This is a genomic window from Desulforhabdus sp. TSK (genome assembly GCF_022836495.1).
Classification (GTDB): domain Bacteria; phylum Desulfobacterota; class Syntrophobacteria; order Syntrophobacterales; family Syntrophobacteraceae; genus Desulforhabdus.
This window is the reverse complement of sequence record NZ_BQXM01000035.1, coordinates 1-25611: the sequence shown is the minus strand read 5'-3', so window position 1 is coordinate 25611 and position 25611 is coordinate 1. Positions and strand designations below refer to the sequence as shown.

22 protein-coding genes are annotated in these 25611 nt (G+C 57.4%); 9 read left to right on the top strand and 13 right to left on the bottom strand.

Going from position 1 to position 25611, the window contains the following annotated elements; genetic code table 11:
* The first annotated feature begins 56 nt into the window (after positions 1 to 56).
* Positions 57 to 1541, top strand: coding sequence for an NlpC/P60 family N-terminal domain-containing protein (locus tag MWC30_RS17400; protein WP_244085477.1), 1485 nt, complete (start codon positions 57 to 59; stop codon positions 1539 to 1541).
* 189 nt (positions 1542 to 1730) lie between these two features.
* On the opposite strand, the gene MWC30_RS17395 is transcribed toward MWC30_RS17400, so the two are convergent.
* The 12 genes from MWC30_RS17395 to MWC30_RS17340 form a co-directional block, all read right to left on the bottom strand.
* On the bottom strand, positions 1731 to 2489 hold the full coding sequence (locus MWC30_RS17395; RefSeq protein ID WP_244085476.1) for a hypothetical protein: 759 nt from the start codon (positions 2487 to 2489) through the stop codon (positions 1731 to 1733).
* 64 nt (positions 2490 to 2553) lie between these two features.
* Complete coding sequence (locus tag MWC30_RS17390; protein ID WP_244085475.1) at positions 2554 to 3222, bottom strand: TIGR00153 family protein; 669 nt, start codon at positions 3220 to 3222, stop codon at positions 2554 to 2556.
* Positions 3223 to 3236: 14 nt separating this feature from the next.
* Entirely contained in the window at positions 3237 to 4460 is a 1224-nt protein-coding gene (locus tag MWC30_RS17385; RefSeq protein ID WP_244085474.1) for an inorganic phosphate transporter, read from the bottom strand.
* Positions 4461 to 4811: 351 nt separating this feature from the next.
* The gene (locus tag MWC30_RS17380; protein ID WP_244085473.1) at positions 4812 to 5561 is read right to left on the bottom strand and encodes a fumarate reductase iron-sulfur subunit; all 750 of its coding nucleotides are present in this window, start codon (positions 5559 to 5561) and stop codon (positions 4812 to 4814) included.
* A gap of 15 nt (positions 5562 to 5576) precedes the next feature.
* On the bottom strand, positions 5577 to 7442 hold the full coding sequence (locus MWC30_RS17375; RefSeq protein ID WP_244085472.1) for a fumarate reductase flavoprotein subunit: 1866 nt from the start codon (positions 7440 to 7442) through the stop codon (positions 5577 to 5579).
* Between the two features lie 10 nt (positions 7443 to 7452).
* Positions 7453 to 8112 carry a succinate dehydrogenase/fumarate reductase cytochrome b subunit gene (locus MWC30_RS17370; protein WP_244085471.1) on the bottom strand — a complete coding sequence of 220 codons (660 nt, stop codon included), beginning with the start codon at positions 8110 to 8112 and terminating at the stop codon, positions 7453 to 7455.
* Between the two features lie 112 nt (positions 8113 to 8224).
* Complete coding sequence (locus MWC30_RS17365) at positions 8225 to 8668, bottom strand: hypothetical protein (protein ID WP_244085470.1); 444 nt, start codon at positions 8666 to 8668, stop codon at positions 8225 to 8227.
* Positions 8669 to 8682: 14 nt separating this feature from the next.
* Positions 8683 to 9162: a hypothetical protein gene (locus tag MWC30_RS17360; RefSeq protein WP_244085469.1), complete on the bottom strand. Its 480-nt coding sequence runs from the start codon at positions 9160 to 9162 to the stop codon at positions 8683 to 8685.
* Between the two features lie 570 nt (positions 9163 to 9732).
* On the bottom strand, positions 9733 to 10929 hold the full coding sequence (locus MWC30_RS17355) for an FprA family A-type flavoprotein (protein WP_368860883.1): 1197 nt from the start codon (positions 10927 to 10929) through the stop codon (positions 9733 to 9735).
* A 31-nt stretch (positions 10930 to 10960) separates the two neighbouring features.
* Positions 10961 to 11170: a rubredoxin gene (locus MWC30_RS17350; RefSeq protein WP_244085467.1), complete on the bottom strand. Its 210-nt coding sequence runs from the start codon at positions 11168 to 11170 to the stop codon at positions 10961 to 10963.
* 41 nt (positions 11171 to 11211) lie between these two features.
* Complete coding sequence (gene rbr, locus MWC30_RS17345) at positions 11212 to 11787, bottom strand: rubrerythrin (protein ID WP_244085466.1); 576 nt, start codon at positions 11785 to 11787, stop codon at positions 11212 to 11214.
* Positions 11788 to 11796: 9 nt separating this feature from the next.
* Complete coding sequence (locus tag MWC30_RS17340) at positions 11797 to 12246, bottom strand: Fur family transcriptional regulator (protein WP_244085465.1); 450 nt, start codon at positions 12244 to 12246, stop codon at positions 11797 to 11799.
* 283 nt (positions 12247 to 12529) lie between these two features.
* Between MWC30_RS17340 and MWC30_RS17335 the strand changes: the two genes are divergently transcribed.
* The 4 genes from MWC30_RS17335 to MWC30_RS17320 are packed head-to-tail and all read left to right on the top strand — an operon-like array spanning position 12530 to position 19115.
* Positions 12530 to 15037 carry an ABC transporter ATP-binding protein/permease gene (locus MWC30_RS17335; protein WP_244085464.1) on the top strand — a complete coding sequence of 836 codons (2508 nt, stop codon included), beginning with the start codon at positions 12530 to 12532 and terminating at the stop codon, positions 15035 to 15037.
* A gap of 40 nt (positions 15038 to 15077) precedes the next feature.
* Positions 15078 to 15533, top strand: a complete 456-nt coding sequence (locus MWC30_RS17330) for a cyclic nucleotide-binding domain-containing protein (RefSeq protein WP_244085463.1) — start codon at positions 15078 to 15080, stop codon at positions 15531 to 15533.
* Between the two features lie 13 nt (positions 15534 to 15546).
* The gene (locus MWC30_RS17325) at positions 15547 to 16797 is read left to right on the top strand and encodes a Glu/Leu/Phe/Val dehydrogenase (protein WP_244085462.1); all 1251 of its coding nucleotides are present in this window, start codon (positions 15547 to 15549) and stop codon (positions 16795 to 16797) included.
* Positions 16794 to 19115: a PEP/pyruvate-binding domain-containing protein gene (locus MWC30_RS17320; RefSeq protein ID WP_244085461.1), complete on the top strand. Its 2322-nt coding sequence runs from the start codon at positions 16794 to 16796 to the stop codon at positions 19113 to 19115. The genes MWC30_RS17325 and MWC30_RS17320 overlap by 4 nt, the downstream gene beginning before the upstream one ends.
* Before the next feature lie 259 nt (positions 19116 to 19374).
* Here the strand turns inward: MWC30_RS17320 and serC are convergent, their stop codons facing one another.
* The gene (gene serC, locus MWC30_RS17315) at positions 19375 to 20460 is read right to left on the bottom strand and encodes a 3-phosphoserine/phosphohydroxythreonine transaminase (RefSeq protein ID WP_244085460.1); all 1086 of its coding nucleotides are present in this window, start codon (positions 20458 to 20460) and stop codon (positions 19375 to 19377) included.
* Positions 20461 to 20832: 372 nt separating this feature from the next.
* Here serC and MWC30_RS17310 point away from each other — a divergent pair, with 372 nt between their 5' ends.
* The 4 genes from MWC30_RS17310 (at position 20833) to MWC30_RS17295 (ending at position 25534) form a co-directional block, all read left to right on the top strand.
* Positions 20833 to 21678 (top strand): HesA/MoeB/ThiF family protein, encoded by an 846-nt coding sequence (locus tag MWC30_RS17310; protein ID WP_244085459.1) that lies wholly within the window; start codon positions 20833 to 20835, stop codon positions 21676 to 21678.
* Positions 21679 to 21697: 19 nt separating this feature from the next.
* Entirely contained in the window at positions 21698 to 23233 is a 1536-nt protein-coding gene (locus MWC30_RS17305; protein WP_244085458.1) for a leucyl aminopeptidase, read from the top strand.
* A gap of 24 nt (positions 23234 to 23257) precedes the next feature.
* A complete protein-coding gene (locus MWC30_RS17300; protein ID WP_244085457.1) occupies positions 23258 to 24568 on the top strand; it encodes an MFS transporter in 1311 nt (436 codons plus the stop codon).
* Between the two features lie 693 nt (positions 24569 to 25261).
* Positions 25262 to 25534, top strand: coding sequence for a hypothetical protein (locus tag MWC30_RS17295; protein WP_244085456.1), 273 nt, complete (start codon positions 25262 to 25264; stop codon positions 25532 to 25534).
* The last annotated feature ends 77 nt before the right edge of the window (positions 25535 to 25611 follow it).

Genomic DNA, 25611 nt, shown 5'->3' with positions numbered 1-25611 from the left:
ACATAATGCAAAAGCAACCGTCGCGCATGGGAATCATTTGAGCCATAAACCCAAACATGGGAAAAAGCAAAGTGACCTCCGGGAATTTTCCCCAAAGCCGCTCCGGACAGCCTGGAAGCTCCCCTATCCTGTCAGGGCGTCTCAGGGCATCGAAAGCCCTGACCACCTTCGGCGTATGGAGCATTCTCCTTCTCTTTTCCAGCTGTGCCGGCTTCCACGGAAAGCCCCCCATCCACGCGAGCCCTTCCGAGCAGAAGGCACTCCACCCGATTGAGCCCGCAGACATCACCTCCATTCCGCAAAACGCCGAGGCATGCCTTCATCCCGAGACGGCCGACAGGCCGCTGATCTCCCCCGCCGCCGCCATGAGATGGCATGCGGCCTTCAGAAAAAAGCATTTTGCGCCCTGGCACAGGGAAGAGCCCACTACCAGCCGCGAAATGGCCTTCAGGGGGATCGAGCGATTCCTTTCCGAGCCCATTTTCGGCGAGAACAAACTGCCTCGGAGTAAAGAGTGGATCGATGCATTCCGCAGGTCCACCGCCATGGAAAGCTACCCCAACACGAAGCGGAAGGCGATTGCCGTCACCAATTCCAGCCTCCGGCTTCTGCCCACATTCGAGCCGGTGTTTTATGACTTCGATCTCCCCGGAGAGGGGTACCCCTTCGACCACCTGCAGGTGTCCGCCGTCTGGGGAGGCACACCCCTTTTCCTGGCTCATACTGCGGCCGACGGTTCCTGGGTCCTGGCCGAAACGCCCTTTGCAGCAGGCTGGATGCCCATAGAGGACATCGCTTTTGTGGACGAGGCATTCATGAGAGCCTATGAAACCGAGCGCCTGGCGGCTTTGATCCAGGATCGGGTTCCCCTGACCGGTACCGATTCCGGGTTTCGCTTCATGGGAAGATTGGGGACGGTCCTTCCCCTCGAGGCAGAGGATGAGGACACGCTGCACGTCCTGCTCCCCGTCTCCGACACGAACCGACGGGCCGTTCTGATCCGCGCTAAGGGTTCTCGGGAAAATGCGGGTGTTATGCCCGTTCCCGCCACCCCACGGAACATCGCCGCCCTCATCAATCAGTTGCTGGGCCGGCCGTACGGCTGGGGTGGCTTATACGGAAATCGAGACTGCTCGGCCACCCTGAAGGACCTTTTCACTCCCTTCTCCATCTGGCTGCCTCGGAATTCTCCCCGGCAGGCAGCGGCAGGGCTTTTCATTCCTCTCCATAACCTGGACCTTCCAGACAAGGAAAGGCTCATTCGCGAAAAAGGCATTCCCTTCCTCTCACTGCTCTGGATGCCGGGGCACATCATGCTCTACCTGGGTGAGAGCAGGGGCAGCCCTCTCGTTTTTCACAACACATGGGGGATCAAAACGAAAAGTCCTCAGGGAAAGGAGGGAAGGCATATCATCGGTCGCGCCGTCATCACGACGCTCCAGCCGGGAATCGAGCTCCCCGACATCCTCCTCCCCCAGGGAAATTTGCTGTACAGGATCGAAGGCATGACCCTGCTGATTCCTGCCGAGAATGCCGGATAACCTTCTCCCAGCCCCCTCTCCATGCCTCGTTGTCTCAGAGGCTGTCTAAAAAGTGAGTCAATCACTCCAAGCAGGCACCTTGTTCCGTCATTCCGGCAGTCTTCAAGCCGGAATCCATCCCAGCGAAAAACCTGGATTCCGGCTTGAAGACCGCCGGAATGACGAGCAAACGAATTCTCAGACAGCCTCTCAAAAGGTTGTCAGGCGCTTTTCATGAATGACGAGAGGCTCGTAACCGAACAGCGCATTCAGGTGATGCAGGAAGGCATGCTCACCCTCTTCGCGCCAGGCTGCGGTGATTTCGTCGTTGACTGTCTTATAGAAAGCCAACGCATCCTTCCAGGAAAGCGATTTCCCCTCCGGCATTCGCTGTGCCGTCGCCTGGTCGATCCAGTCCAGCCACGCCTGGCTGACACCCATGATGAAATAAGGCCAGGATTTTTGGATGGCCGGCGACCAGTTGGGATCGCTCGTATCTTCTATGTCGGGTCGCGTGATTTTCGCCGTGTCATCGTAGGAATCCCGCACCACGATGCCCGCGGTCTTCAGTGCATTGAGAGACGGACTGGACTGCAGGGAGGAAAAAACCCGGTCCGCCGTTGCCGGATCAGCATAGAAGAGGAAGCTGAACTGATGACCGGATGCGTCCCGGGCGGCCCTGCGGTGAAAGCGCCAGAGCTCAATTTTTTCGCCGCCAAGCATCAACGCGGGCAGCACCACTTCATGGGCGAGAAAGGGATCCACATGCCAGAGGGGCGCGGCACCTTCGGGCCAGGCCATCTGGAATCGAGCATACCACCAGCCCTTCCCGGAATCTTTTATGGCGGGAGTGGCAGAAGCAGCACCCACCGTCACCTTCTTCGCGGGCATGGAAGAGCACGCCGAAAGCACAGCGGCGACCAGCAGGACCATCACCCATCCAAGTCGTTCCTTCTTCATCCAGAGCACCCATGCCCTCCTTAGCTTATGGATCGGCATCATTTGCAGCTCACAGCCGTCGAAACGCCCAAGGTCACCGTGCAATCATCGCCCGCATCATATCGGCGGCGTTTTCCGCATGGTTGGAAATGTCGCCCAGGTCGCGGATCAGCTCCGCCAAGTGGTAGGCTGACGTTGCATTCACGAAGGGATAGCTCAGGATGTCAGAGAGCAGCTTCCGCTCCACCTGGTCCGACTGGAATTCGTATTCCCGTATCAGGCGGATGGCCTGCTTCACCTGGTTGCGCTGATTCTCGGAAAAATTCTGGAAATAACTATCCGCAGCCTCCACCAGGGGATGGACGGATTTGAGCACATCGATGACCTTCTCGATCATCAGGAGAAGATCGTCCACCAGTTCGTCGGGAACCTCGGTCTTCCGGTAGGAAAGCCAGTGCAGTGCGTCCTGAGTCCCGTCCAGGACCTTGTCCTGTTCCCTCAGGTACCAGAGGAGCTGGAACTTGTCCACAGGGAGCAGAATGCCCCGGGGCAGGTGCCCGCGGATGTTCCGCTTGATCCCGTCCCCCTGGTCTTCGATGATGGTGATCTTGTTGTGGTAGCTCTCAAATTCCGCGCTGTTTTCATCCAGGTAGGCCAGAACCGCGAGGCGGAAAATGGGAGCCGCTTCTCGAATGAGGTTGGCGTGCTTCTTGAGCCCTTCAAAGGGGGATTGGCGGAATAGCTGCCACAGTGCCGTGCGCATGATGTCTCCTTTGCCTATAGAAAAATTGCTTCGAGAATTTTATAGATGATGATCGTCGGGAATGCTGCCAAAGGAAGAGTGATCACCCAGTAAAACGTTATCTTCCATACCATTTTGAAGTCCACCGCAGACAACCCACCGGCCAGCCCGACACCGATCACGGCGCCAACGGCGGCATGGGTGGTGGAAACGGGGAGCCCCAATTTGGAGGCGATGAGCACGGAAGTCGCCGTTCCGAAATCCACTGAAAACCCCCGGGAGTTGTTGAGTACGGTGATTTTGTGTCCGATGGTCTCGATCACCCGATATCCCCACGTGAAAACCCCGATGGCGATAAAAAGTCCTCCCCCCGCCAGGAGAAAAATGGGGACCTCCGTCGTCTGGGGGATGGCCCCCAGCTTGTAAATGGCGTAAATGCCGGCCACCGGCCCGATGGCGTTGGCCACATCGTTGGCCCCGTGGGCCAGGGAAACGTAGCAGGCCGTGAAAACCTGCAGACGTCTGAAAATCTCTTCCACCCCTTCTTCTTCCACTTTTCGGACTGTTTTGGCCATCCACCTCTTGGCACCAAAGCCCAAAGAGACTGTAAGGAATACGGAAACACCCACGCTGGTGTTGGCATCGAATCCGAGCTGGTCCCCCAGGGGTGTTTTTGTGAGGAGGGAAAGCATGACGATGAGGATGGTCGCCCCGGCAAAAAAGGGTGTCCAGCGAAGGGCTTCCACGAAGAGGCGCGGCTTCATGAGGATCTGTCTTCGGATGAAAACAAAAAAGAGATAAGCGAGCAAGCCGGCGAAGACCGGAGAAATCAGCCAGCTGAGAACGATGGGGAGGATCTTCCCCCATTTGACGGCCGACATGCCGCCCGCAACCATCCCGAATCCCACGATGGCCCCCACAATAGCGTGGGTGGTGGAAACGGGGAGCTGCTTCCATGTGGCCACGAACACCCAGAAGGCAGAAGCCATCAAGGCGGCCAGCAGCCCGACGCTCATGACCTGGGGATCCGTAATGTATTCCGCATTGAGGATGCCTTTGGACAGGGTGGCGGTGACATGGGACCCGATGAATGTCGCTCCTATGAAATCCAGGATCCCTCCAATGAGGACCGCCTGTCTCAGGGTGATGGCTTTGGCTGCCACCGGCGAAGCCATGCCGTTGGCAATATCGTTGGCACCGATGTTCCATGCCATGTAAATTCCGGCCATCAACCCCAAAAAAAGTATCATTTCCGCCATGAGAGCCTCTCGAGGATGGACCGCGTCGGTCGATGACGTGCAATCACAAGGGACGCCGGCACCCGGCCGGGCAACGACCACAAGCCCTTATCTTCACCCCGGCGCAACAGACATTCCATGGAACGGAAACAAGAGACTGTACTCTTCAGATGCGAATTTCGTGTGCATTTCCGGTATGGGGCAAAGCGCCGGATCGATCCTCTCGCGCGGCGAGAGGGTCTTATGGGGTGCTGTCGGGCATGGGGGTGGGGCGAATGTATTTGCCGGCGAGACAGGACCCTGCGGCAGGACTGGCCATATTCCCGCCGCAGGGTGCCGACCTCACCGATTGAAAAATCCCTTATCTAAAGCTCATTCGGGCAGCAGCTTGCTGAAGAGATGACGGACCGACTGCCATCCCATCTTGCGGCGCAGCAATCCCAGCTGGTCCTGCAGGGGAATGTCCTTGGGACAGACATCCTCACACCCCAGCAGACCCAGGCAGCCGAAAATGCCCTCTTCGTTTCCCACCACCTCGAAGTACTGGTCGCCAGTGCGCTGATCCCGCGGGTCCATCATGAAACGAGCGATACGGTTGAAAGCGACAGCCCCCATGAACTCGGGGCGCATGTTGGCCTTTCCGCAGGCCGCAACACAGCAGCCGCATTCCACGCAACGCTCCAGTTCGTAGATTTCCTCGGCGAGCTGGTTTTCCATCCGTTCTTCGGGAGCCTGGGGATCGAACACCTTGTCCGTATGGACCCAGGACTGGACCTTCTCGTTCATGGCCCGAAACCAGGTCCCTGTATCCACCGACAGGTCGCCGATGAGCTTGAAAACGGGCAGCGGCAGCAGCGTGATCTCCTCGGGCAGCCCTTTGGTCTTGGTGTGGCAGGCAAGATCAGGCCTTCCGTTGATCAGCATGGCGCAGGACCCGCAGATGCCCGCGCGGCACATGAAATCGAACTGCAGGCTGGGATCCTGCTCTTCACGGATGCGGTTGAGGGCGATGAAGAGAGTCATGGCGTCGGTTTCCTCCAAATGGAAGGTTTCCATATGGGGAACGGATGCGGGATCTTCGGGGTTGTATCGAAATATATTGAATTTTAAAGATCTTCCCACGTTGAGTACCTTTCCTTAGTTGGTTGCAGGCGAGGCAGGTCCACACCCCATGACGTCGGGATCCTCGCAACAGATGATCTGGCACGACCCGTAGCCTCTCTCACCAGGCGGGATTTCCCAAACCTTTGAATTGGGCTCGTAATTCAAGGTTGGAAGGGTATCCCCCTCTTTCCACGTGGCCAGAGTCCTTTTGAGCCAGTCCCTGTCATTCCGCTCCTTGAAGTCTTCGCGCGAATGGCAGCCGCGGCTCTCGGTGCGCTGCTCAGCCGCGTAAGCCACGCACAGAGCCAGCCGGACCATCCCCTTGATGCGAAGAGCCAAGGCAAGCTCCGGATTGGCCCCGATGCCGCTGGAGCGCAGTCCGGCCTTTTCGGAACGTTCGGCAATGGTCTGCAATTTTTCCACCGCCTTCCGCAGGTCTTCGGCATTGCGGAAAATCCCCACACCTTCCATGAGGGCATCCTGCATGGCCGCACGAACTTCGTAGACGTTTTCCCTGCCGTCCCTGCCCCGAATGACGGCATCGATCCGCTCCTGCTCCTTCTTCACAGCGTCGCCGATGATGGCCGTTTTGAAATCGACCTCATAGCCTTCCAGGAAGTCGGAAACCTTCTGCCCGACGATCCTTCCCGCCACGATGGTTTCGGCCAGGGAGTTCCCTCCCAGGCGGTTGAGGCCGTGCATGTCCCAACAGGCGGCTTCCCCGGCTGAGAAAAGGCCCTTCAGCCCATAAGCGGCGCCATCCTTGTTGGTGCGCACGCCTCCCATGCTGTAATGCTGGCAGGGGCGGACCGGGATCATTTGTGTGATGGGGTCCACTCCGAGGAATTCGTTGCAGATTTCCTCCACCTCGCGGAGCTTCGTCTTGATGTGTTTGGCACCCAAATGGCGAATGTCGAGCCACAGGTGGTCGCCATAGGCGCTCTTCACGCCGAGTCCCTTGCGGATGTGGTGCGTCATCCAGCGGGAAACCACGTCGCGGGAAGCCAGCTCCTGCTTTTCGGGCTCATAGATGTGCATGAACCGTTCGCCGTTCACGTCCTTCAGGGTGCCGCCGTCTCCGCGGCAGCCTTCCGTCACCAGGATATTGGTGGGTACGATGCCCGTGGGGTGGAATTGCACGGCTTCAGGATTCCCAATGGGTACAATCCCCGTGTTGAGGGCCAGAATGCTTCCGCTGCCATCGCAGATGACGGCATTGGTCGTTTCGCGGTAGAGCCGCCCATACCCGCCCGTGGCGATGAGGGTCGCTTTGGCCAGGTAAACCCTGAGCTTCCCCGTCTTGAGGCATCGCGCCACGGCGCCGATGCAGGTTTCTCCATCGTGAATGAGGGCTGTGGCCTCGACCCGGTCGTGGACACTGACACCCAGCTTCACCACCTGGTTGTCCATGGTGAACAAGAGGGTATGCCCGGTTCCATCGGAGGTGTAGCAGGTCCGCCATTTGGCCGTTCCACCGAAATCCCGGGCCGTGATGAGGCCTTCCTTCTCCTTGGACTCGATCTTCTCGAATTCCTTGCCGCCCTTGAAATAGGTGCTTTTCCCGGCGACCACGCGGTTCCAGGGGATGCCCCAGTGGGCCATTTCCCGGACCGCGATGGGTGCGGTTTCGGCAAACATGCGGGCCACTTCCTGGTCGCAGCCCCAATCCGACCCCTTGACCGTATCCGAAAAATGGACGTCCGGACAGTCGCCTTCCCCTTTGCAACAGTTCCCCAGGGATGCCTGCATGCCCCCCTGAGCCGCGGACGAATGGGATCGCCGCGGGGGAACGATGCTCAAACAAATGGTTTCAAAGCCCCGTGTAGCCGCCTCAACAGCCACCCGCTCGCCGGCCAGGCCCGCTCCGATGCATAGCAAATCGGTATAAAAGGTTTCCAATTTCGGCTCCTTACGCAGGGTTAATGATGAAATAAAGAGTGAACAATGTGATCAGACCGATGGTCACAAAGACCAGGGTCAATTTATTCTCGAAGCGCTTCAAACCCTTACGGTTGGAGCGGGTGATCCATCCCCACTTGACTCCGATGCGATAAAATCCGATTCCCACATGGAGCTCGATCATGGGCAGCAAAATGATGTAGAAAAGCAGCCACCAGCCCGTTTGAACCCGCGCGGCGCTCTTGGCCGCCGAGATGGGCAGGTTCGTGAGGACCGTCCACATGTGCACGCTCCCCATGATGAGGATGATCATGGCCGTGATGGCCTGAACGTTCCAGAGCCAGGTGTCGAGATGGTTGAAGCGTACGCTGTGCTCCCACATCATCTTCTGTTCTTTGGCCCTGAAAGGAATCTTTCGTGCAGCCAGGACAAAATGGACCAGGAAAATGAGAGCGATCAAGGGTCCGCCCGTCTGGGCCAGGTAGGTCTCCTCCAGAAAGTTTGCGATGGCATTCATCACCCCCGGCCCCAGGTTCACACTGGCCACCAGAATCATGTGACTCCACATGAACAGAATCAAAGCGACACCGGTGAACATCTGCAGGGTATCCAGGTAGGCATCGGTCCTGACAGGTTGTACAATTTGGGTTGCTGTTGGCTGGTTTGACATTGTTCTCCCTCTGTTCTCCAATAGATAGCTGTTATGGAGTCGGCTCGGGATCTCCGCTCCCTCTACGCCTCCAAAACCATAAGATACTTCACTCAAAATGTTAAATAGTTTTTTAAATTTCCGTGTTTACCGCTCCCTCACCTCTCAGGCGCAGCCAGTTCCTGTGGTATCGGGCCAGGCGTTCCATGTCCTTTTCCCCCAAGTTTGCCAGGCGCCTTACATCCATGTTGTCTTCCAGGTCGGCGATCTTCACCAGCCTGGCCAGAGGATGCCCCCCGGCCCTTTGGATGGATTCTTCATAAGGTTCGCCCGGCATGCGTGTCAGACAGGCCACGGCATCCAGGATGTCTTCCGGGAACCCCTGTCTTCGAAGATCTTCCAGGGAAAAATCGGAGTCCTCCACCACGTCGTGCAGCACGGCCACGATGCGGGCGGCGTGCGACGGCATGCGCAGCATCAATCGGAGGGGATGCAGGATATAGGGGGCTCCGGCCTTGTCCCTCCTCCCGTCATGGGCTTTCACCGCGAGCAGGATCGCCCGCTCCAGCGTGCTCATGGCTTGCACCTCCTTCAGGGTCTCAAGCTCTGCCCCGGAGACATGGACTTTCGGAGCCATGCTTCCCAATGATCGATTTTGGGAAAATAGAGCACCATGAGCAGCAGGGTAAAGAGCAGGAGAACATAGAACTCACGGTAATGGCCCCCCATCAGGAAGAGGACCAGTCCAAGAATGGCGGGGATCTCGCACAGGCAGTAGGTGACGATGTGTGCAACGACCATCCTGCGGACCAAAATCTTCTCATCGTCCCCGGGGCTGCTTTTCAAAAGAGCCTTTCGAAGCACTCTGATTGCCACAAGCGCCATCAAAGCCAGCCCATAGAATATGTCCGGCAGCTGAGCGGCCCTGGAAGCGGCAAAGCCTTGAAAGGGATCGAGCTGTCTTCGCATCACTTCCACAATGACGGCATACACCAGTACGGTGAGCAGCATAGCCCCGCTGATGATCCTGCTGGTTTGAAACAATTTGTTCATTTCCAGTGGCAGTTGCATTCCTCCTCCCTGTTTTTTCGCGTGAACAAGAAAAGGCGGCACACTCCCTCGACTCCGCCACCCCTCTCTACAGGCAATGTTGTTGACTTAACCAACGTTCGTCATTCCGGCGAAAGCCGGCATCCAGGAAAAATAAAGGCTTTCTGGACCCCGGTTTTCACCGGGGTGACGTTAAGTCAACAACATTGCCCTCTACGGGGGTGCACCAGTCATAAGAGCTGCCGGTCTACGGCAAGGCAATGTGATCCGGAGACATGACAGTATACAGGGGAGAATGCAGAACTCAACGAGAATAAGACGCAGGACACGTCGTCATAAAATGAGGCTCCAGGGGGTTCCCGGTCTTCGACAGGGGCACCCGCTGGAGAAGATGCTTCAACTTACCGTAAAAATCCCCCTCAATCCCCCTTTGATAAAGGGGGAGGCATGACCTTTGCCCCCCTTTGCCAAAGGGGGCCAGGGGGATTTTTATTCGGTGGCGGTGAACAACACCGCGTTCATGGCCGTTAAGTAATGACTTTCGCTGCGATGTGCCGGGAGAATTCCAGAGGCAACCGGCGAGACCCGGCATCAACCCCCGTTGCCCTTCACCAGCCGGCCCATCTTTTGGCCCAGCTCGATACATTTTTGAAGGTCCTCGTGGGTGGGAGCAAATTGCACCCTGAGCCCCGGATCTGCCACGTCCACTTTCATCTCTTCCAGCGCACCCGTGAGGATTTTGACCGCCTCGCCGCTCCACCCATAGGAACCGAAGGCGGTACCGATCTTGTGCAGAGGTTTGAGTCCCTTCATGTAGCAGAGCATGTCCGCCATGGGCGGCATGATGCCGTTGTTCAGGGTGGAAGATCCCAGGATGAGGGCCTTTGCATCGAGCACTTCCGTCATAACGTCACTGCGATGATTCAAATTGAGGTTGAGTATCTTGAACTCGACCCCTTCCTGTCCCAGCCCATCGGCAATGGCCATGGCCATTTTCTCGGTGCTCCGCCACATGGTATTGTAGATGATGAGAGCTTTTTTCCTGGTTTCCTGGCGGCTCCACCTGCCGTATGCCTCGACGATTTTGGAAGGATTCTGCCGCCAGATGAGCCCATGATCCGGCGCGATCATGTCAATCTCGAGGCCCAGCTTCTGGACGCTCTCGATGAGCTTGCCCACCAGTGGGGAAAAGGGCAGAAGGATGTTGGCGTAATACTTGGCCGCATGCACAAACAGCTGATCCAGGTCCACTTCATCGTCGAAGCGTTCGCTGGTGGCCCAGTGCTGCCCGAACCCATCGCTCGAAATGAGCAGCTTGTCTTCCTTGATGTAGGACATCATACTGTCGGGCCAATGCAGCATGCGGGTTTCCAGGAACTGTATCGTCTTGCTCCCCAGGCTGATCTCCTGCCCGGTCTCCACCACTTCATAGGGCCAGTCTTCCCGGTGGAAATGCTGCAGAAGCGCTTTTTTCCCCATGGCCGAACAAATGATTTTTTCGGGCTGCACCTGGTCGATGAGCTCGGGCAGTGCCCCGGAATGGTCCATCTCCACGTGGTTCACCACGATGTAATCGATCTTCCGAGGTTCGATGATCTTGCGGATGTTATGCAGGAGCGCATTCCTGAAAGGAGCTTTCACCGCATCGAACAAAGCGACTTTCTGGTCAGGAACGAGAAAGGAATTGTAGGTGGTACCCTTGGGAATAAAATAGCCGTGAAAATCACGCACATTCCAGTCCACGGCCCCCACCCAGTGGATTCCCTTTTTGATTTCAATGGGTTTCATCATTACCCTCTTTTATGGTCTGTTGAAAAGCCTACGCCTTCTCCTCTGCCACGGATCCAGGCCCTGCCAGGGGCTTGAACATTTTCCGGCTGGCTCCGCATACCGGGCATTTCCAGTCGTCAGGCAACGCGTTGAAAGGAGTCCCCTTGGGAATTTTCCCTTTGCGATCGCCTCTGTCGGGATCGTAGAGACATCCACAATTGGTCATCTGGCACTGGTACATGTCTTTTGGGTCCGCCATGATAGCATCCTCTCTCGTCTCACATTCATTGCACAAGGTTTCTACCAATTCTCACCCAGCAGCTCGTAGTAAGCCTGGGGATGCGCGCACGCAGGGCATGAGTCAGGGGCCTCGGCGCCCTCATGCAGGTAACCGCAGTTGATGCAGCGCCACACGACGGCCTTGTCCCGCTTGAAGACTTTACCGGTTTCAATGTTCCGTGCAAGGTCCAAATACCGCTTCTCATGCTGTTTTTCTGCAACGGAGACATACCTGAAAACCTCTGCGATGTCGCCGAACCCCTCTTTTTCTGCAACGGCGGCAAATCCCGGGTAAAGATCGGTGTGCTCATGGCGCTCCCCGGCGGCAGCCGCTTTGAGGTTCTCCAGGGTGCCGCCGATGACCCCTGCGGGGAAGCCGGCTGTAACCATCACCTCGCCGCCTTCCAGAAACTTGAAAAACCGTTTCGCATGCTCCTTTTCCTGGTTGGCCGTCTCTTCGAAAATGGCTGCGATCTGCACGAGACCATCCTTCTTGGCCTGGCTCGCGAAATAGGTATAGCGGTTCCGTGCCTGGGATTCACCGGCAAATGCCGCGAGAAGATTTTTTTCTGTCTCGGTCCCTGCGAGCTTTTTCATTACTTCCTCCTAATGTGTGCACGTTTCGTTGTGGTCTGTATTTTCCTGACAATTGACTCTATCTCTATCCTCCAGGCATTTGGGGCAAAATCCCCAGATCTCCAGATGCACCCCCTGGATGTCGTAGCCGTGAGTGTCCACCAGCATGTCTTCCCATGAAGACGGAAGCCCGACACTGACATCCTCCAACGCGCCGCAGCGCAGACAGCGGATATGGTGATGCAGCTCCGTATTGACATCGAACCGCCTCTGGCTGCCGGCCATGTCCAGTTTTCGGATGGCGCCCTGGGCCGCCAGGGACTCAAGGTTTCTGTAGACCGTCCCCAGGCTGATGCGGGGGAGCCTCAGTCGGACTCTGTCGTAGATTTCATCCGCGGTGGGGTGAAATCGCAACTGCCTGAGCTCCTCCAGGATGATTTTTCGCTGAGGAGTCATTCGCTGAAATTTTCTGTGGACCATGAGGGGCTTCCCATTTTATCGATAACGCTTACTAATAATTAAAAGTCATACTGTCAAGCCCACCTTCATCATCAAAAACCATGAACCGTCGGCGCTGAAGTCAATTTTCAGAATGAAAGGAGAAGCGTCATGCATCGGTCGATTTCAAGGGCAATTTGCCCCCATGACATCGTGCCGGAGTGCTTGTCTAATTGACTTTCTGCGGCTTCTCGCCGAATATATCCCAGGTGTAACCCAAAGGGTGTGCTCACTTAAAAATTCTTTTGTCGGAAGGTCCTCCTGCATGGAACCAAGTCCAATCACCAAGAAGGGTCTTTTTTCCTGGATCTTGACACGCTACAGGGGGCTGCAGCTTCTCCTGCTTCTCCTCATTGTGAGCACCATTCTCTTCCGTGTTCTCCCCCTCGAACTGCAGAAGAGGATCATCAATCAGGCCATCGCCTACAAGAAGATGGACATCCTTTTCCTCTACTGCGGACTTTACCTGGGAGCGGTGGTCCTTGCAGGCGTCTTGAAGTACGTCATCAATTTGCTCCAGAGTTACATCGGGCAGCGGATCCTGAAGGAACTGAGGGAAAGAATATACGATCACATCCTGACGCTCCCCATTTCCTTCTTCAGGCGCACCCCTCCCGGTATGGTCATTGCCTCCCTGACCTCCGAGCTCAGCGCCATCGGGGAATTTCTGGGAGGGGCACTGGCCACACCCCTCATCAATATCTTCACCCTGCTGACTTTTGCCGGTTACCTTTTCTATCTGCATCCGCTCCTGGCCATTCTGAGCTTTTCCATCTATCCTGTTGAAATCATCATCATCCCCTTCCTGCAAAGACGCTACAATCGGCTCAACCGGGATCGCATCGACGTCACGCGATCCATGAGCAACGTCATCGGCGAAGCCATAGCGGGCATCCACGAAATCCATGGAAATGCCGGCTATCGCCTGGAAAATAGAAAATTAGGCCGCTTCAACGAAGCTCTGTTCACCATCCGCAACCAAATGAATACACTGAAGTTTCTCATCAAGTTTCTGAACAATTTTTTCCAGAGCCTCGGCCCCTTCATTCTCTTCCTTCTGGGAGGCTATCTCACCCTCCAGGGACGCTTCGACCTGGGGGCTCTCGTGGCGTTTCTGTCGGCCTATGAAAAGCTCTATGACCCCTGGAAGGAGCTGATGGACTATTATCAGGACCTTCAGGACAGCCACGTCCGCTACCATCGCATCATGGATTATTTCGACATCCAGCCCGAGTTTCTCCTGGCCCCCCCTGACGGACGCGATCCTCTCCGCCTGGAAGGGGATATCCGAATTCAGGACATGTCCTTCATCATCGATGGTGAGATCCGCGTCCTGGACCAGGTGAGCCTGGCGTTGAGATCGGGTGAGCAACTGGGGCTGGTGGGTTTTTCGGGAAGTGGCAAGAGCACTCTGGCCATGGTCATCGGGCAGCTTTACAGTTATACGACGGGACACGTTTACCTGGACGGCCAGGAGCTCAAAACGCTGTCCAAGCAGGATATCAGCTTCAACATCGGATACATTGCCCAATACCCCTTCATTTTCGACGGCAGCATCGAGGAAAATCTCCTGTACGCCTGCGAGTCTCTCGTCCCCGGTGACGGCGGTTCCGCAGTGCCTCTCCCCGGGAGGGACGAGATCGTGAAGGTCCTGGAGCTGGTGGGCCTGTCGGACGACATCCTGAGGATCGGGCTGAACACAGTTCTCAGTCCTGACGGCACCGAGGATTTCACTCAAAGGGTGATCCGCATGCGATCCACCTTCTTTCAGCGTTGGGGGTCCGAGCTCGCGGATTCTGTGAACTTTTTCGACCTGAATCGCTTCCAGGAGCATATCTCCCTGGGAGAAAATATTGCCTTCGGCCATGCCCATGTGGACGAATATCAATTGGAGGCACTCCCCGGGAGCCGCTTCTTCCGCGAGTTTCTGTTGGAAAGCGACCTGCTGGACCCTTTGCTGGGGCTGGGTGAAGAGATCGCCGTTCAGACGATCGGCCTGTTGAAAGATCTCCAGGATGATCCCTACTTTTTTGAATTGAGCCCCATTTCTCAGGCTGAATATGAGGAATACCAGGAGATTGTGAGCCACCTGACGAAGGCCAAGTCCGTGGGGCTCAAACAGAGGGAGCTGGACGCCCTCCTGCGCCTGGCCTTGCGGTTCACTCCAGCCGTCCACACAATGGCAGCGCTGCCTGAAAACCTCGAAAGGGACATCGTGAAGGCCCGCCGCCGCTTCATGGAGAAAATGCTTCAGCACGACCCGGGGGCGATAAGCTTTTATCGCCCAACGGATTATGTTTTCACCCAAAGTATCCTGGACAACATTCTTTTCGGGCGGACCAAAGCGGATCGCCCCCAGGCCATCGAAAAGGTCCGGGAGAAGGTGGAAGAGCTCTTGAGGCAGGAAAATCTCACGGCTGAAACCTTGGAAATCGGCCTCAAGTTCCAGGTGGGCAGCAAGGGAGACCGCCTCTCGGGCGGCCAGAAGCAGAAAATCGCCATTGCCCGCGCGCTCCTCAAAAATCCGCGCATACTCATTCTGGATGAAGCGACGGCCAGTCTGGACAATGCCTCTCAGGCACGCATTCAGCAGCTGTTCAGTTCCGAGTTGAAAGGGAAATGCACTTTGATTTCCGTCGTCCACCGACTGGAATTGGTCCGTGACTTCGATTTGATCGCCGTCATGCGAGCGGGCAAGATTGTGGAAATGGGGCAATACCAAGACCTCATGGACAGAAAGGGGCTTTTTTATGAGCTTGCACACGGAGCCTAAGAAGGAATGTTCAATCAGTCCCGGAGAGGGGCGTTGCGAAATGTCCGCCAATCTCGAAATATTCAGAAACGTATCCGCTTTCTCGGGAATTCCCATCGATCGCCTCAAACTACTGGCCTATCTGAGCAAGAGGGTCAACTTCAAGGCCGGAGAGTTCGTTTTTCACCACGGTGACCTGGATGACAAAGCCTACCTGATACTCTCGGGAAAGGTTCAGGTGATACGGGAATTTCCCGATCATTCCATTCTACTCCATGAATTCAAGGAGGGTGATTTCTTCGGGGGATTGGTGCTCCTTTCGGACATCAAACGGCTCTTTTCCATCAAGGCCCTTACGGATCTGGAGTGCCTGACGATAAGCCGGAAAAGCTTCCAGAAAGTGCTCATGCAGTTTCCGGAAATTGCGTTGAAACTGCTCAACCCCACGATCAAGCGCATGGTCCAGATGGAGGAGCGACTCCTGCAGGCCCAAAGCGACCAATGTATCTACGGATGAAAGGAGTCCCTCCATGGATGAAAGATTCAATCCCTTTGCCATCGCTCAGCAGCAACTGGACCGCGTTGCCGAAAAGCTTGGCCTGGACCCAGCCCTCCATGAGCTCCTGCGGTGGCCCATGCAGGAAATTCAAGTGACCCTCCCCGTACGCATGGACAACGGCTCCACCCAAATATTCCACGCCTTTCGAGTTCAATACAATACGGCCCGCGGCCCCGCCAAGGGGGGGATCCGATGGCATCCCCAGGAAACGATCGATACGGTGCGGGCACTGGCCGCATGGATGACTTGGAAGACGGCGGTGGTGGACATTCCCCTGGGGGGAGGCAAGGGGGGGATCGTCTGCAACCCTAAAGAGCTTTCGGAAAGCGAAAAGGAGCGGCTCGCCAGAGCTTACATTCGAGCGCTGGCGCGGTCTCTCGGAGTCACCAAGGATATCCCCGCCCCCGATGTGTATACAACACCGCAGATCATGGCCTGGATGATGGACGAGTACGAAAAGATCATGGGAGAGAGCCACCCGGGGGTCATCACGGGAAAGCCCATTGCCCTGGGAGGCTCCCAGGGACGGGGGGATGCCACCGCCCGGGGCGCCGTCTACGTGGCTCGGGAAGCTGCCGCGGCCTACGGCATGGAGCTCAAGGGTCAATCCATGGCGGTCATGGGCTTCGGAAATGTGGGAAAATTCGCGGCGCTGCTGGGGGAAGAAATCCTGGGGCTCAAGCTGGTGGCGGCCTCGGATTCCAGGGGAGGCGTCTACAATCCTGGCGGCATCGACGCCAGGGCTCTCGCCGATTACAAGCTCAGGAACGGCGTTCTCAAAGGCTTTCCCGGTGCTGAGACCCTCACCAACCAGGAGCTCCTGGAACTGGAGGTCACCATCCTTTTTCCAGCTGCCCTGGAAAATGTCATCGTCAAGGAAAATGCCCCCCGCCTTCGCTGCAAGATTTGCTGCGAACTGGCCAACGGTCCCACCACCCCCGAAGCCGACGCCATCCTCAACGACAGGGGAATTCTCGTTATTCCCGATTTTCTGGCCAACGCCGGCGGAGTCACGGTTTCCTATTTCGAACAGGTTCAGAACGCCTGCAATCTTTACTGGGAGCTGCAGGAAGTCCAGTGGAGGCTCGACAAGAAGATGACGAGCGCATTCCAGAGTGTGCTCACCATGAGCCGGGATCACAAGGTTTCCCTGCGGGAAGCCGCTTATCTGGTGGCCGTTGCGCGAGTGGCCGAGGCTTGCCGCCTGCGGGGATGGGTATGAATCATGAGACGGGATTCTCCCTGAAGGATCTCGTCGAAGCCCATCGTCTCTACCGGGAGATGATGCGCTACCCCGAGCTGATGGCGGAGATGCGCAGGCTCTTCCTCTCCACCCTGGAAGAGGCAGGCATCGCGGGGAGGGAGACTATCCGGGAAGAAGTGCGGCAGGCCTTTCCCCCTGGAGAGGAGTCGCCTTCGCCGGAGGAGCTTCAAGACTTCACGGACAGCCTCATGGACCTTTATTTTGCCCACCATTTCAGCCGGGAAACGATTCGAGGCACGATCCTACTGGCTCGGAAAAAAGACGCGTTTCAGCAGCTCCAGCAAGTTCTCAATACGGAAGGAACGGCTTCCAGCCGCATCATGGCGGCGCTGAAATCCTTCTGCCAGCTCCCCGAAGGCGGCGTCCCCCTCTCTGCCGATGAAGCCGAAGGCGTGCGCGTGGCCCTCCTCAACCATTTCATTTCCAGCCAACTTTCCTTCATCGGCATCGCCAAACGGCACATCACCATGCGGGACGTCAACGATATTTTGTCCCACTCCTACTGGAGTCCGAGGCGGTCCGGAATGATCGGCGGCAAAGCGGCCGGCATGTTTCTGGCCCACAGGATCCTCATGCCGCGGCACGAGCCCATGGACCCGGACCTTGAACCCCATCTCGCCATGCCGGAATCCTATTATTTCAGCTCCGGGATTTTGTCGGATTTCATCGACTACAACCACCTCTATTCCTTTCACAGCCAGAAGTACAAAAACCGGGAAGTCATCGAGGACGATTACGACAAGATGGGGGAGCTGCTCGAACGGGCATCTTTCCCTCCCGACGTCGTGGAGGACTTCTCCGCCTTTCTCGATGAAGTGGGAGAGCATCCCCTGATTCTGCGCTCCTCGAGCCTCCTCGAAGACAATTTCGGGTTCATGTTTTCAGGAAAGTATGAATCGGTCTTCCTGGCCAACCAGGGGCCTCTCCGGCAGCGTCTCAACGATTTCATGTGGGGCCTGAAACAGGTGCTGAAAAGCACCTTCAGCCCCGCTGCAATCCTCTACCGGCGTGACCACAGCCTCCTGGACTTCGATGAAAGGATGAGTGTCCTCGTCCAAAAGGTCGTGGGCCGGCGCCGGGGTCCCTATTTTTTCCCCTTCGCAGCCGGCGTGGCTTTCTCCCGGAATCTCTACCCCTGGAGCCCCATCATCCAGGAAAATGAAGGCGTGGTGCGGCTCGTTCTGGGACTGGGAACCCGCGCCGTGGATCGGAGCGGCCCCGGCTATCCCCTCATGGTTCCCCTCAGCCACCCCATGCTCAGGCCGGAAATTGCGGCAGATCGCATCAAGAAATATTCCCAGAAAAAGGTCGATGTCCTCAACCTCGAAGCGCGGCGCTTTGAATCCGTCTCATTCCATGACCTTCTCGACAGCCTGGACGACACGGAGCTTTTCCATGCCTTTTCCATCGACCAGGAAGGCCACCTGGCCCCGCCGCTCTTCAAAGGGCAGAAAATCCAGTCCTCCGAAAGCTGCATCACTTTTCATCATTTTATCTCCAGGACCCCTTTTGCACCCCTGATGCGGAAAATTCTCCTGAAACTGGAGGCTGCCTACGGTTATCCCGTGGACGTGGAATTTGCCTGGAACGACGACAGGCTGTATATCCTGCAGTGCCGCCCCCTGGCCCTGTGGTCGGACCGGGGCCGGGTGATTTTTCCCGAGCATATCCCGGAGGACAAAATCCTCTTCACCAACAACCGCGAGCTGACGAACAGCGCCATCAGGGGCATTGAATACATCGTTTATGTGGACCCCAGGGGATACGCAAAGCTCCCGTCCCGTGAGGAACGAATGGCGGTTGCCCGGGCGGTGAGCCGGCTCAACCGTCTCCTGGAGGACAAGCGCTATGCCCTCTTTGGTCCGGCACGATGGGGAACCAACGACATCCAGCTGGGAGTCCCCGTGGGATATGCGGACATCAACCATTGCCTGATCCTGGGAGAAATCGCCTTTGAAGAAGACGGGCTTGTTCCCGAAGTCTCCTATGGGACCCATTTTTTCAGTGACCTCGTGGAGGCTCGCATCGTACCCCTGGCCATATACCCGGATCAGCCGGACATGATTTTTGACGAAGGATTTCTTCTGGGGTCCGCCAACCGTCTCTCGGAGCTCACGCCGGACCTGGCCCCTTGCGCGGACGTTGTCCGGGTGATCCATGCTCCATCCAGCACGAACGGGCTCTTCCTGCAGGTGCTCCAGGACTCCGAAGCACGGAAAGGCGTGGGGTTCTTCACACCGCCGGAGAAAGGCGGCAGACAGGGAGGGAGGGCGTGAGGGTACAGTGATGTCGTCCCTGGTGAAAACACCGGGGGGCAGCTTCCGTAGGGTGCGTTTCACGCACCATTGTCGATACAAACAGTGCTTCAATACGGATGGTGCATGGAATGCACCCTACCCTGCTACCCTATGAAGTACTGGATTCCGGCTTGCGCCGGAATGACGAACGCCCCTTGAGTCGGCATCACCCCCCTCATGGAGGAAGGGGGATTTTCAAGAGCCCCCCTTGCCCCCACGAGGGAATGACAAAATCGCCTCAACCGTTTTTCCGCGCGAATTCTTTCATGAATTGGACCAGGGCCTGAACGCCTTCCAGGGAAACGGCGTTATAAATGGACGCCCTGCAGCCGCCCACCGAACGGTGCCCCTTGAGGCCGCCCAGCCCCTCGGCAAGAGATTCCTTGATGAACTTCTGCTCCAATTCTTCCGTGGGCAGACGAAAGGTGACGTTCATCCGGGAGCGGGAATCGGGCATTGCAGTTCCCCGGTAGAAATTCTGGCTGTCTATGTAATCATAGATCAAGGCCGCTTTCTGGTTGTTGACCGCTTCCATCTTTTCCATGCCGCCGACCGTCTCTTCAATCCAGCGGGTCACCAGTCCCACCACGTAGATGGCGAAGGTGGGAGGAGTGTTGTACATGGATTTCTTTTCCGAGTAGGTCGTGTACTTGAGCATGGAGGGGAGCGTCTTGGGCACCCGCTGGAGCATGTCGTCCCGCACGATGACCAGGGTCACCCCCGCAGGTCCGGCATTTTTCTGGGCGCCGGCATAAATCAGTCCGAAGGGCTTGGGATCGAACACCCGGCTGAAGATGTCCGAAGACATGTCGCACACGAAGGGAACGCCCGCACCATCGGGAAAGGCAGGCCATTGAGTCCCCCGGATGGTGTTGTTGGAAGTGAGGTGAAGATAAGCCGCCTTGCCGTCCACGGGAATTTCCTTCGGAATGTAAGTGAATGCGTCCGCCTCGGAACTGGCGATCACCCGCACGTCCAGCCCCTGGATGCGCGCTTCCTTGATGGCCTTCGTGGACCAGGTTCCCGTATCCACATAATCCACCGGCTTTCCAGGAACGGCCAGGTTCATGGGGACCATGCAGAACTGCATGCTGGCGCCGCCCTGCAAAAACAGCACATGGTACCGGTCGTCCAGTTTGAGCAATCGCTTGACACGTACAATGGTGTCATCCAGCACGTCTTCAAACCACTTGGAACGGTGGCTGACTTCCAGCACCGACATTCCGGACCCCCGAAAATCCAGCATCTCGTTTTGAATATGTTCGAGGACCGGTAGAGGCAGTGCAGCCGGTCCGGCATTGAAGTTGTGAATCCGCTGAGTCATTCGTTTCCTCCCTTGGACAAAATCCTGATAGAACCTGTATCCCTCATTGACAGATCAAGAGAAAGGCTCACGGTAATGAGGCCGGCACCTTTTGTCAACGACATTTTCCTGCCCGAGCCCCCCTGTGCATCCATCTCAATGGTGCTGACTCAACGTCACCCCGGTGAAAACCGGGGTCCAGAAAGTCTTCATTTTCCTGGATTCCGGCTTTCGCCGGAATGACGAAAGCCGGTTAAGCAGCATTGTGCATCCATCTCCCCGCGCAGCGCCCATGATTACGATTGCGACCCGGTGTCACATCAGTGTATCTTTCCCCGATCATTGAAGAAAGATTTGCAGAACGATGAAAAGACACGACAGGGGAGCACCCGGATGACATCTCATTTGCTCCAACAGGCTTGGACCCTCGATACCGCGGGGCAATCGGTACGGGTCATGGATGACGAGGCGTTGCTGGCCTGGGCCGCCAAGAACGGCTTGTCCCCCCGGCAGGCGCAGCTGGAAGCCCTGGAAAACGGCGTTTTCCCCCTGCGCTACCTGAAAAACTTTCAGGCCCTGACCCTGGAGGAGCAGATCCGGTTATGCCGCAGCAGAGTGCTGATCTGCGGCTGCGGGGGACTCGGCGGGGTGCTGATCCACCTGCTGGCGAGAGCGGGAGTCGGTTTTTTGCGCCTGGTGGATGGAGACACCTTCACGGCCTCCAATCTCAACCGCCAATGGCTCTGCGATACGGCCACGCTGGGACAGCCCAAAGCGTTGGTGGGGAAGGAGCGCGTGGCCTTCATCAATCCCCTGGTGGAGGTGGAAGCCTTCCCTTCTCTCCTGGATGAAGGGAAGGCCGACGACCTGATGCGTGGGACCGACCTGGTGCTGGACGCCCTGGACAATCTACCGGGACGCTTTCTCCTGGCTGAAAGAGCTCACCGTCTGGGGATTCCCATGATTCATGCCGCCGTAGCCGGCTGGTGGGGGCAGATGACGACCCTGCTTCCGGACTCTTCCACCGACCTGCACCAGATCTACGGGAAGAAGCGCTCCCGAGATGCCGAAGAAGAGGCCCTGGGGGTTCTTGGCCCCACCGCCGCAGTGCTGGGGAGCCTGGAAGCGTTGGAAGCGCTGCGCCTTCTTGCGGGAAAAGCATCGGCCTACAGCGGCAAGCTCCTGTATTTCGACGGAGAAAGCGGAAGAACGGAACTGCTTTCACTTGAACCCATGTGAACTTTTTGAGGAGAACGGAATGCTCATCGAGTGGCAAACACGCGATATGAAGGACTGGCAGGCAGATGCCATTATCTTCTTCAGCTTCGAAAAATCGGAGGAACCCCTCCCGGGCTTCAAACGCTGGATGGAAGGAAGCGCACCATGGATCTCCGGGTCCCAGGCCCTCCAGGATTTCAAGGGCAAGCACCAGGAAGTGGCCGTGTATTATGGCCCCGCAGACTGCGAGATCCCGAGGTTGATCGCTGTCGGGCTCGGACCTGCCGACAAGTTTGAGCTGGACAAGCTCCGCAGCGCTGCGGCTGGAGCGTTTCGCAAGTGCCGGGAGCTGCAGATCAGCCGCCCGGCCCTGCCCCTGGCGGCCTTCGAGGGGCTCCCCCTGGACCGCGCCACGGCCCTACGGGAATCCCTCATTGGAGGGATCTGCGGCCTGTACCGCTACGATGCCCTCAAGACAAGGGATGTGGATGCCTATACCTCGTTGGAAACCCTGCTCCTCCTCCATGACGCTGCACCGGACGATACTCTCCGGGCCGTCCCCATCGAAGCGGATGCCGTCGCCTCGGGAATCTCCTTTGCCAGGGACCTGGTCAACGCTCCGGCCAACCGGGTGACGCCCACCCTGCTGGCGGACAGTGCTCGCCGGCTGGCGGAAGACCACGGCTTCCATATCCAGGTCCTGAGCTATGAGATGGCCCAAATCCTGGGCATGGAGGCGTTCACGGCCGTCGCACGGGGCAGCCGGGAACCGGCCTGGGTCATCATCCTGGAGCACCGCCCACCCGGCACGGAAAATGACGCCCCCTTCGTGTTCATCGGCAAAGGGATCACCTTCGATACGGGAGGCATCTCCATCAAGCCCAGTGCCAACATGGAAGCCATGAAGCAGGACATGGCCGGTGCAGCGTCCGTTTTGGGCGCCTTCGATATCCTGGGGAAATTGAAGGTCCCGCGCCGGGTCGTCGCCATCCTTCCCTGCACGGAGAACATGCCCGACGGGAAAGCCTACAAGCCCGGGGATGTCATTCGCTCCCTGGCGGGCCTGACCATCGAAGTCATCAGCACGGACGCCGAGGGGCGCATGATCCTCTGTGACGCCCTGGCCTATTCCCTCCGCCTGGAACCTGCACTCATCGTGGATATGGCCACCTTGACGGGCGCCTGCCTCATCGCTCTGGGCAAGGAGGTGGCGGGCCTCATGGGAAACCACGAAGGGCTGACCCGGAAAATTCAGGACCTGGGGAGGGAAGTGGGAGAGAAGTTCTGGCCCCTGCCCCTCTGGGATTTTTATTTCGACTACATCAAGAGCGAGGCCGCCGACTTTAAGAACGTGGGGGACCGCACCGCCGGAACCATCATCGGGGGAATTTTCCTCAAGCAGTTCGTCCCCGACAAAATCCCCTGGGCTCACCTGGACATCGCCGGCACGGCGTGGACGGACAAGGACCTGGGGGTCGCCCCCAAAGGAGCGACCGGCTTCGGAGTCCGACTCCTCGTGGAACTGGCACAACGAGGCTTTGAAACCTCAGGAAATCAGGGATTGAAGTCTCAATGAATAAACTGCGCACAGGGAGCCGGCATGAATGAGCGCGTCCATCCCCCCGCCCGCCTCTCCTGGTTCGTCTGGGGACTCGGTGCTTTGTTCTATTTCACGGGATTCTACCAGCGGGTTGCCCCTGCCGTCCTGACGGATCAGCTCATGAGGGATTTTCACATCGGGGCCGCGGCGCTGGGGAATTTTTCCGCGTTCTATTTCTACAGCTACGTGGCCATGCAGATCCCCACCGGGCTTCTGGCAGACCACTGGGGCCCGAGAAAGCTCCTGACAGCGGGTTCCTTCATCGCGGCCCTCGGCACCCTTTTCTTCGCCATGGCCCAGGATCTGGCGCCGGCAAACCTGGGAAGGCTCCTCATCGGCGGGTCCGTGGCCGTGGCGTGGGTGAGCCTCATGAAGCTGGCCGTCCACTGGTTTCCCCCCAGGCGCTTCGCTACCGTCACGGGGGTGGCTCTCCTGTGCGGAGTGGCGGGGGCAGTATCGGCGGGAGTGCCCCTGCGCCTCCTGCTGGAAGAGATGGGCTGGCGCGGGATAATGTACACCATGAGCCTCCTGTCTTTGGGCATCGGAATCGCCGTGTGGTCGATGGTCCGAGACGACCCTTCGGAGAAAGGCTACGCGTCCTTCGCCCCCAAGATCGAGGCTCCCCCTCAAACGACAGTGAGGCACCTGCTGGGGGGACTCGCGCGAACCTTTCACTATCGCAATACTCTGCTGCTCTTCCTCTCGCAGGGGGCAATGACGGGAACCGTTCTGGCCTTCTGCGGATTGTGGGGCGTCCCCTACCTGGGAGCTCGCTATCAGCTTTCCCCATCCACCAGCGCGGCCATCACTTCCGGGATGATGCTGGCCTGGGCCCTGGCAGGCCCCCTTCTCGGCGCACTTTCGGACGGCATCGGCCGCAGAAAGCTCCCCTACCTGGCAGCGACCATCACGGCGGCCCTGGGCTGGGCGGCAGCCCTTTACCTGCCCTCCCTGCCCCTCGTATCCTTCGTCGTCATTGCGACTCTGGCCGCCGTGGCATCCGGTGCCTTGATCGTCGGCTTTGCCTTTTCCAAGGAATCCGTTCCCGCGGAACTGGCCGGGACCGTTTCGGGAATCTGCAACATGGGGTCCATGTCCGGCCCCATGGTCCTGCAGCCCGCCATCGGCTGGATGCTGGACCTCCAGTGGGAGGGAACGATGCAGAACGGCGTACGCCTTTACGAGGCATCCGCATACCAATGGAGCTTTCTCCTGATGGTCGGGTGGATGATGGTGGCGGCGCTCCTCACCCTCTTCACTACCGAGACTTGGTGCCGTCAGCACTCTGAAGACAAAAAAAGCCGGACGTGAAAGGCGAAAAGGCTGCAGGGATCTTCATCTCAGGGAAGAAAACGATGCCGCGCCAGGACGCCAGGTAGATTTCGCTGGTGTTCTGGTAGCCTATGGTCAGTATCCAGGGGGATGCGGGGGAGGGCCTGAAATCTTCCAGGGAGAACTACGGGGTCTTTGCCTCCATAAGGAAATGATGCACTGCCTTCTCGATGGCTCCATGGGAAGATCTTCCGCACGCCCGAAGCACCCGCCAATGCAGTTGTCCCCCAGGGAGAAAAATCTCCGGCCCTGACCATCCTCGAACCACCAGACCTCCCCGTCCTGCACACCCGGACGTACGCCCTCGCTTCCGTGCTGTATGCCTGCATCGTGAAGAAGAGGGCCAGGACTGCAATGAGAAGTAGTCTCGAGAAATTCATCATATTTCATCCTCTCCATGCAGATACGGAATCAGGCGGGCACCCCGCACGATAGGATGATCTACAATGAAAATACCCCTTTGATAAAGGGGGAGGAGCTGGGTCCACTTTCATCTGCTTAATTGCCCATCCTTCAATTCTCCTGCTCCTGTGACTCGGCCAGGCGCTGAGAAGGATTTTCTGTTTAAGCTTTCTCTCTGTCTTCACGATTAGGGTGAAACAAATATCATGACAGATAATTGGGATATTTTTTTCACCAGCTTGTTCCGGCGGATGTCAAGAGAGGGGTGGGATGTTCAAATCGCACTGCTTTGATAGAGTTACGCAATTGCATATCTGGGTAGCGCTGGTGGGGCTGATCTGGTCCGGCGTATTGTTTGGGCTCTACCTATGGTCTGTCGACATCGAAAAGGAGCATCTGGCTGAGTTGATTAAGCTCAAGGGTGAATCGCTGGCCTACCATACACAGGTTCTGCGTAACTGGGTCGGCGGGCATGGCGGCATCTATGTGGAAGGTAACTTCTCAATAAGTGTAGGTGGGATCAACAATTGGACGAAAGAATGAGCATGGTGCCGGCTATCAGAACCAGCAGGGACTCCGTGGTTTTTCCGGAATGGATATATGCCAATCATTCTGAAGTG

What these genes read in the sequence shown, in the direction of transcription:
- MWC30_RS17400 (WP_244085477.1), top strand. Translation starts at nt 57, where the DNA reads ATGGGAAAAAGCAAAGTGACCTCCGGGAATTTTCCCCAAAGCCGCTCC.
- MWC30_RS17390 (WP_244085475.1), bottom strand. Translation starts at nt 3,222, where the DNA reads ATGCGCACGGCACTGTGGCAGCTATTCCGCCAATCCCCCTTTGAAGGG.
- MWC30_RS17385 (WP_244085474.1), bottom strand. Translation starts at nt 4,460, where the DNA reads ATGGCGGAAATGATACTTTTTTTGGGGTTGATGGCCGGAATTTACATG.
- MWC30_RS17370 (WP_244085471.1), bottom strand. Translation starts at nt 8,112, where the DNA reads ATGTCAAACCAGCCAACAGCAACCCAAATTGTACAACCTGTCAGGACC.
- MWC30_RS17365 (WP_244085470.1), bottom strand. Translation starts at nt 8,668, where the DNA reads ATGAGCACGCTGGAGCGGGCGATCCTGCTCGCGGTGAAAGCCCATGAC.
- MWC30_RS17360 (WP_244085469.1), bottom strand. Translation starts at nt 9,162, where the DNA reads ATGCAACTGCCACTGGAAATGAACAAATTGTTTCAAACCAGCAGGATC.
- MWC30_RS17355 (WP_368860883.1), bottom strand. Translation starts at nt 10,929, where the DNA reads ATGAAACCCATTGAAATCAAAAAGGGAATCCACTGGGTGGGGGCCGTG.
- MWC30_RS17350 (WP_244085467.1), bottom strand. Translation starts at nt 11,170, where the DNA reads ATGGCGGACCCAAAAGACATGTACCAGTGCCAGATGACCAATTGTGGA.
- rbr (WP_244085466.1), bottom strand. Translation starts at nt 11,787, where the DNA reads ATGAAAAAGCTCGCAGGGACCGAGACAGAAAAAAATCTTCTCGCGGCA.
- MWC30_RS17340 (WP_244085465.1), bottom strand. Translation starts at nt 12,246, where the DNA reads ATGGTCCACAGAAAATTTCAGCGAATGACTCCTCAGCGAAAAATCATC.
- MWC30_RS17335 (WP_244085464.1), top strand. Translation starts at nt 12,530, where the DNA reads ATGGAACCAAGTCCAATCACCAAGAAGGGTCTTTTTTCCTGGATCTTG.
- MWC30_RS17330 (WP_244085463.1), top strand. Translation starts at nt 15,078, where the DNA reads ATGTCCGCCAATCTCGAAATATTCAGAAACGTATCCGCTTTCTCGGGA.
- MWC30_RS17325 (WP_244085462.1), top strand. Translation starts at nt 15,547, where the DNA reads ATGGATGAAAGATTCAATCCCTTTGCCATCGCTCAGCAGCAACTGGAC.
- MWC30_RS17320 (WP_244085461.1), top strand. Translation starts at nt 16,794, where the DNA reads ATGAATCATGAGACGGGATTCTCCCTGAAGGATCTCGTCGAAGCCCAT.
- serC (WP_244085460.1), bottom strand. Translation starts at nt 20,460, where the DNA reads ATGACTCAGCGGATTCACAACTTCAATGCCGGACCGGCTGCACTGCCT.
- MWC30_RS17310 (WP_244085459.1), top strand. Translation starts at nt 20,833, where the DNA reads ATGACATCTCATTTGCTCCAACAGGCTTGGACCCTCGATACCGCGGGG.
- MWC30_RS17305 (WP_244085458.1), top strand. Translation starts at nt 21,698, where the DNA reads ATGCTCATCGAGTGGCAAACACGCGATATGAAGGACTGGCAGGCAGAT.
- MWC30_RS17300 (WP_244085457.1), top strand. Translation starts at nt 23,258, where the DNA reads ATGAATGAGCGCGTCCATCCCCCCGCCCGCCTCTCCTGGTTCGTCTGG.
- MWC30_RS17295 (WP_244085456.1), top strand. Translation starts at nt 25,262, where the DNA reads ATGTTCAAATCGCACTGCTTTGATAGAGTTACGCAATTGCATATCTGG.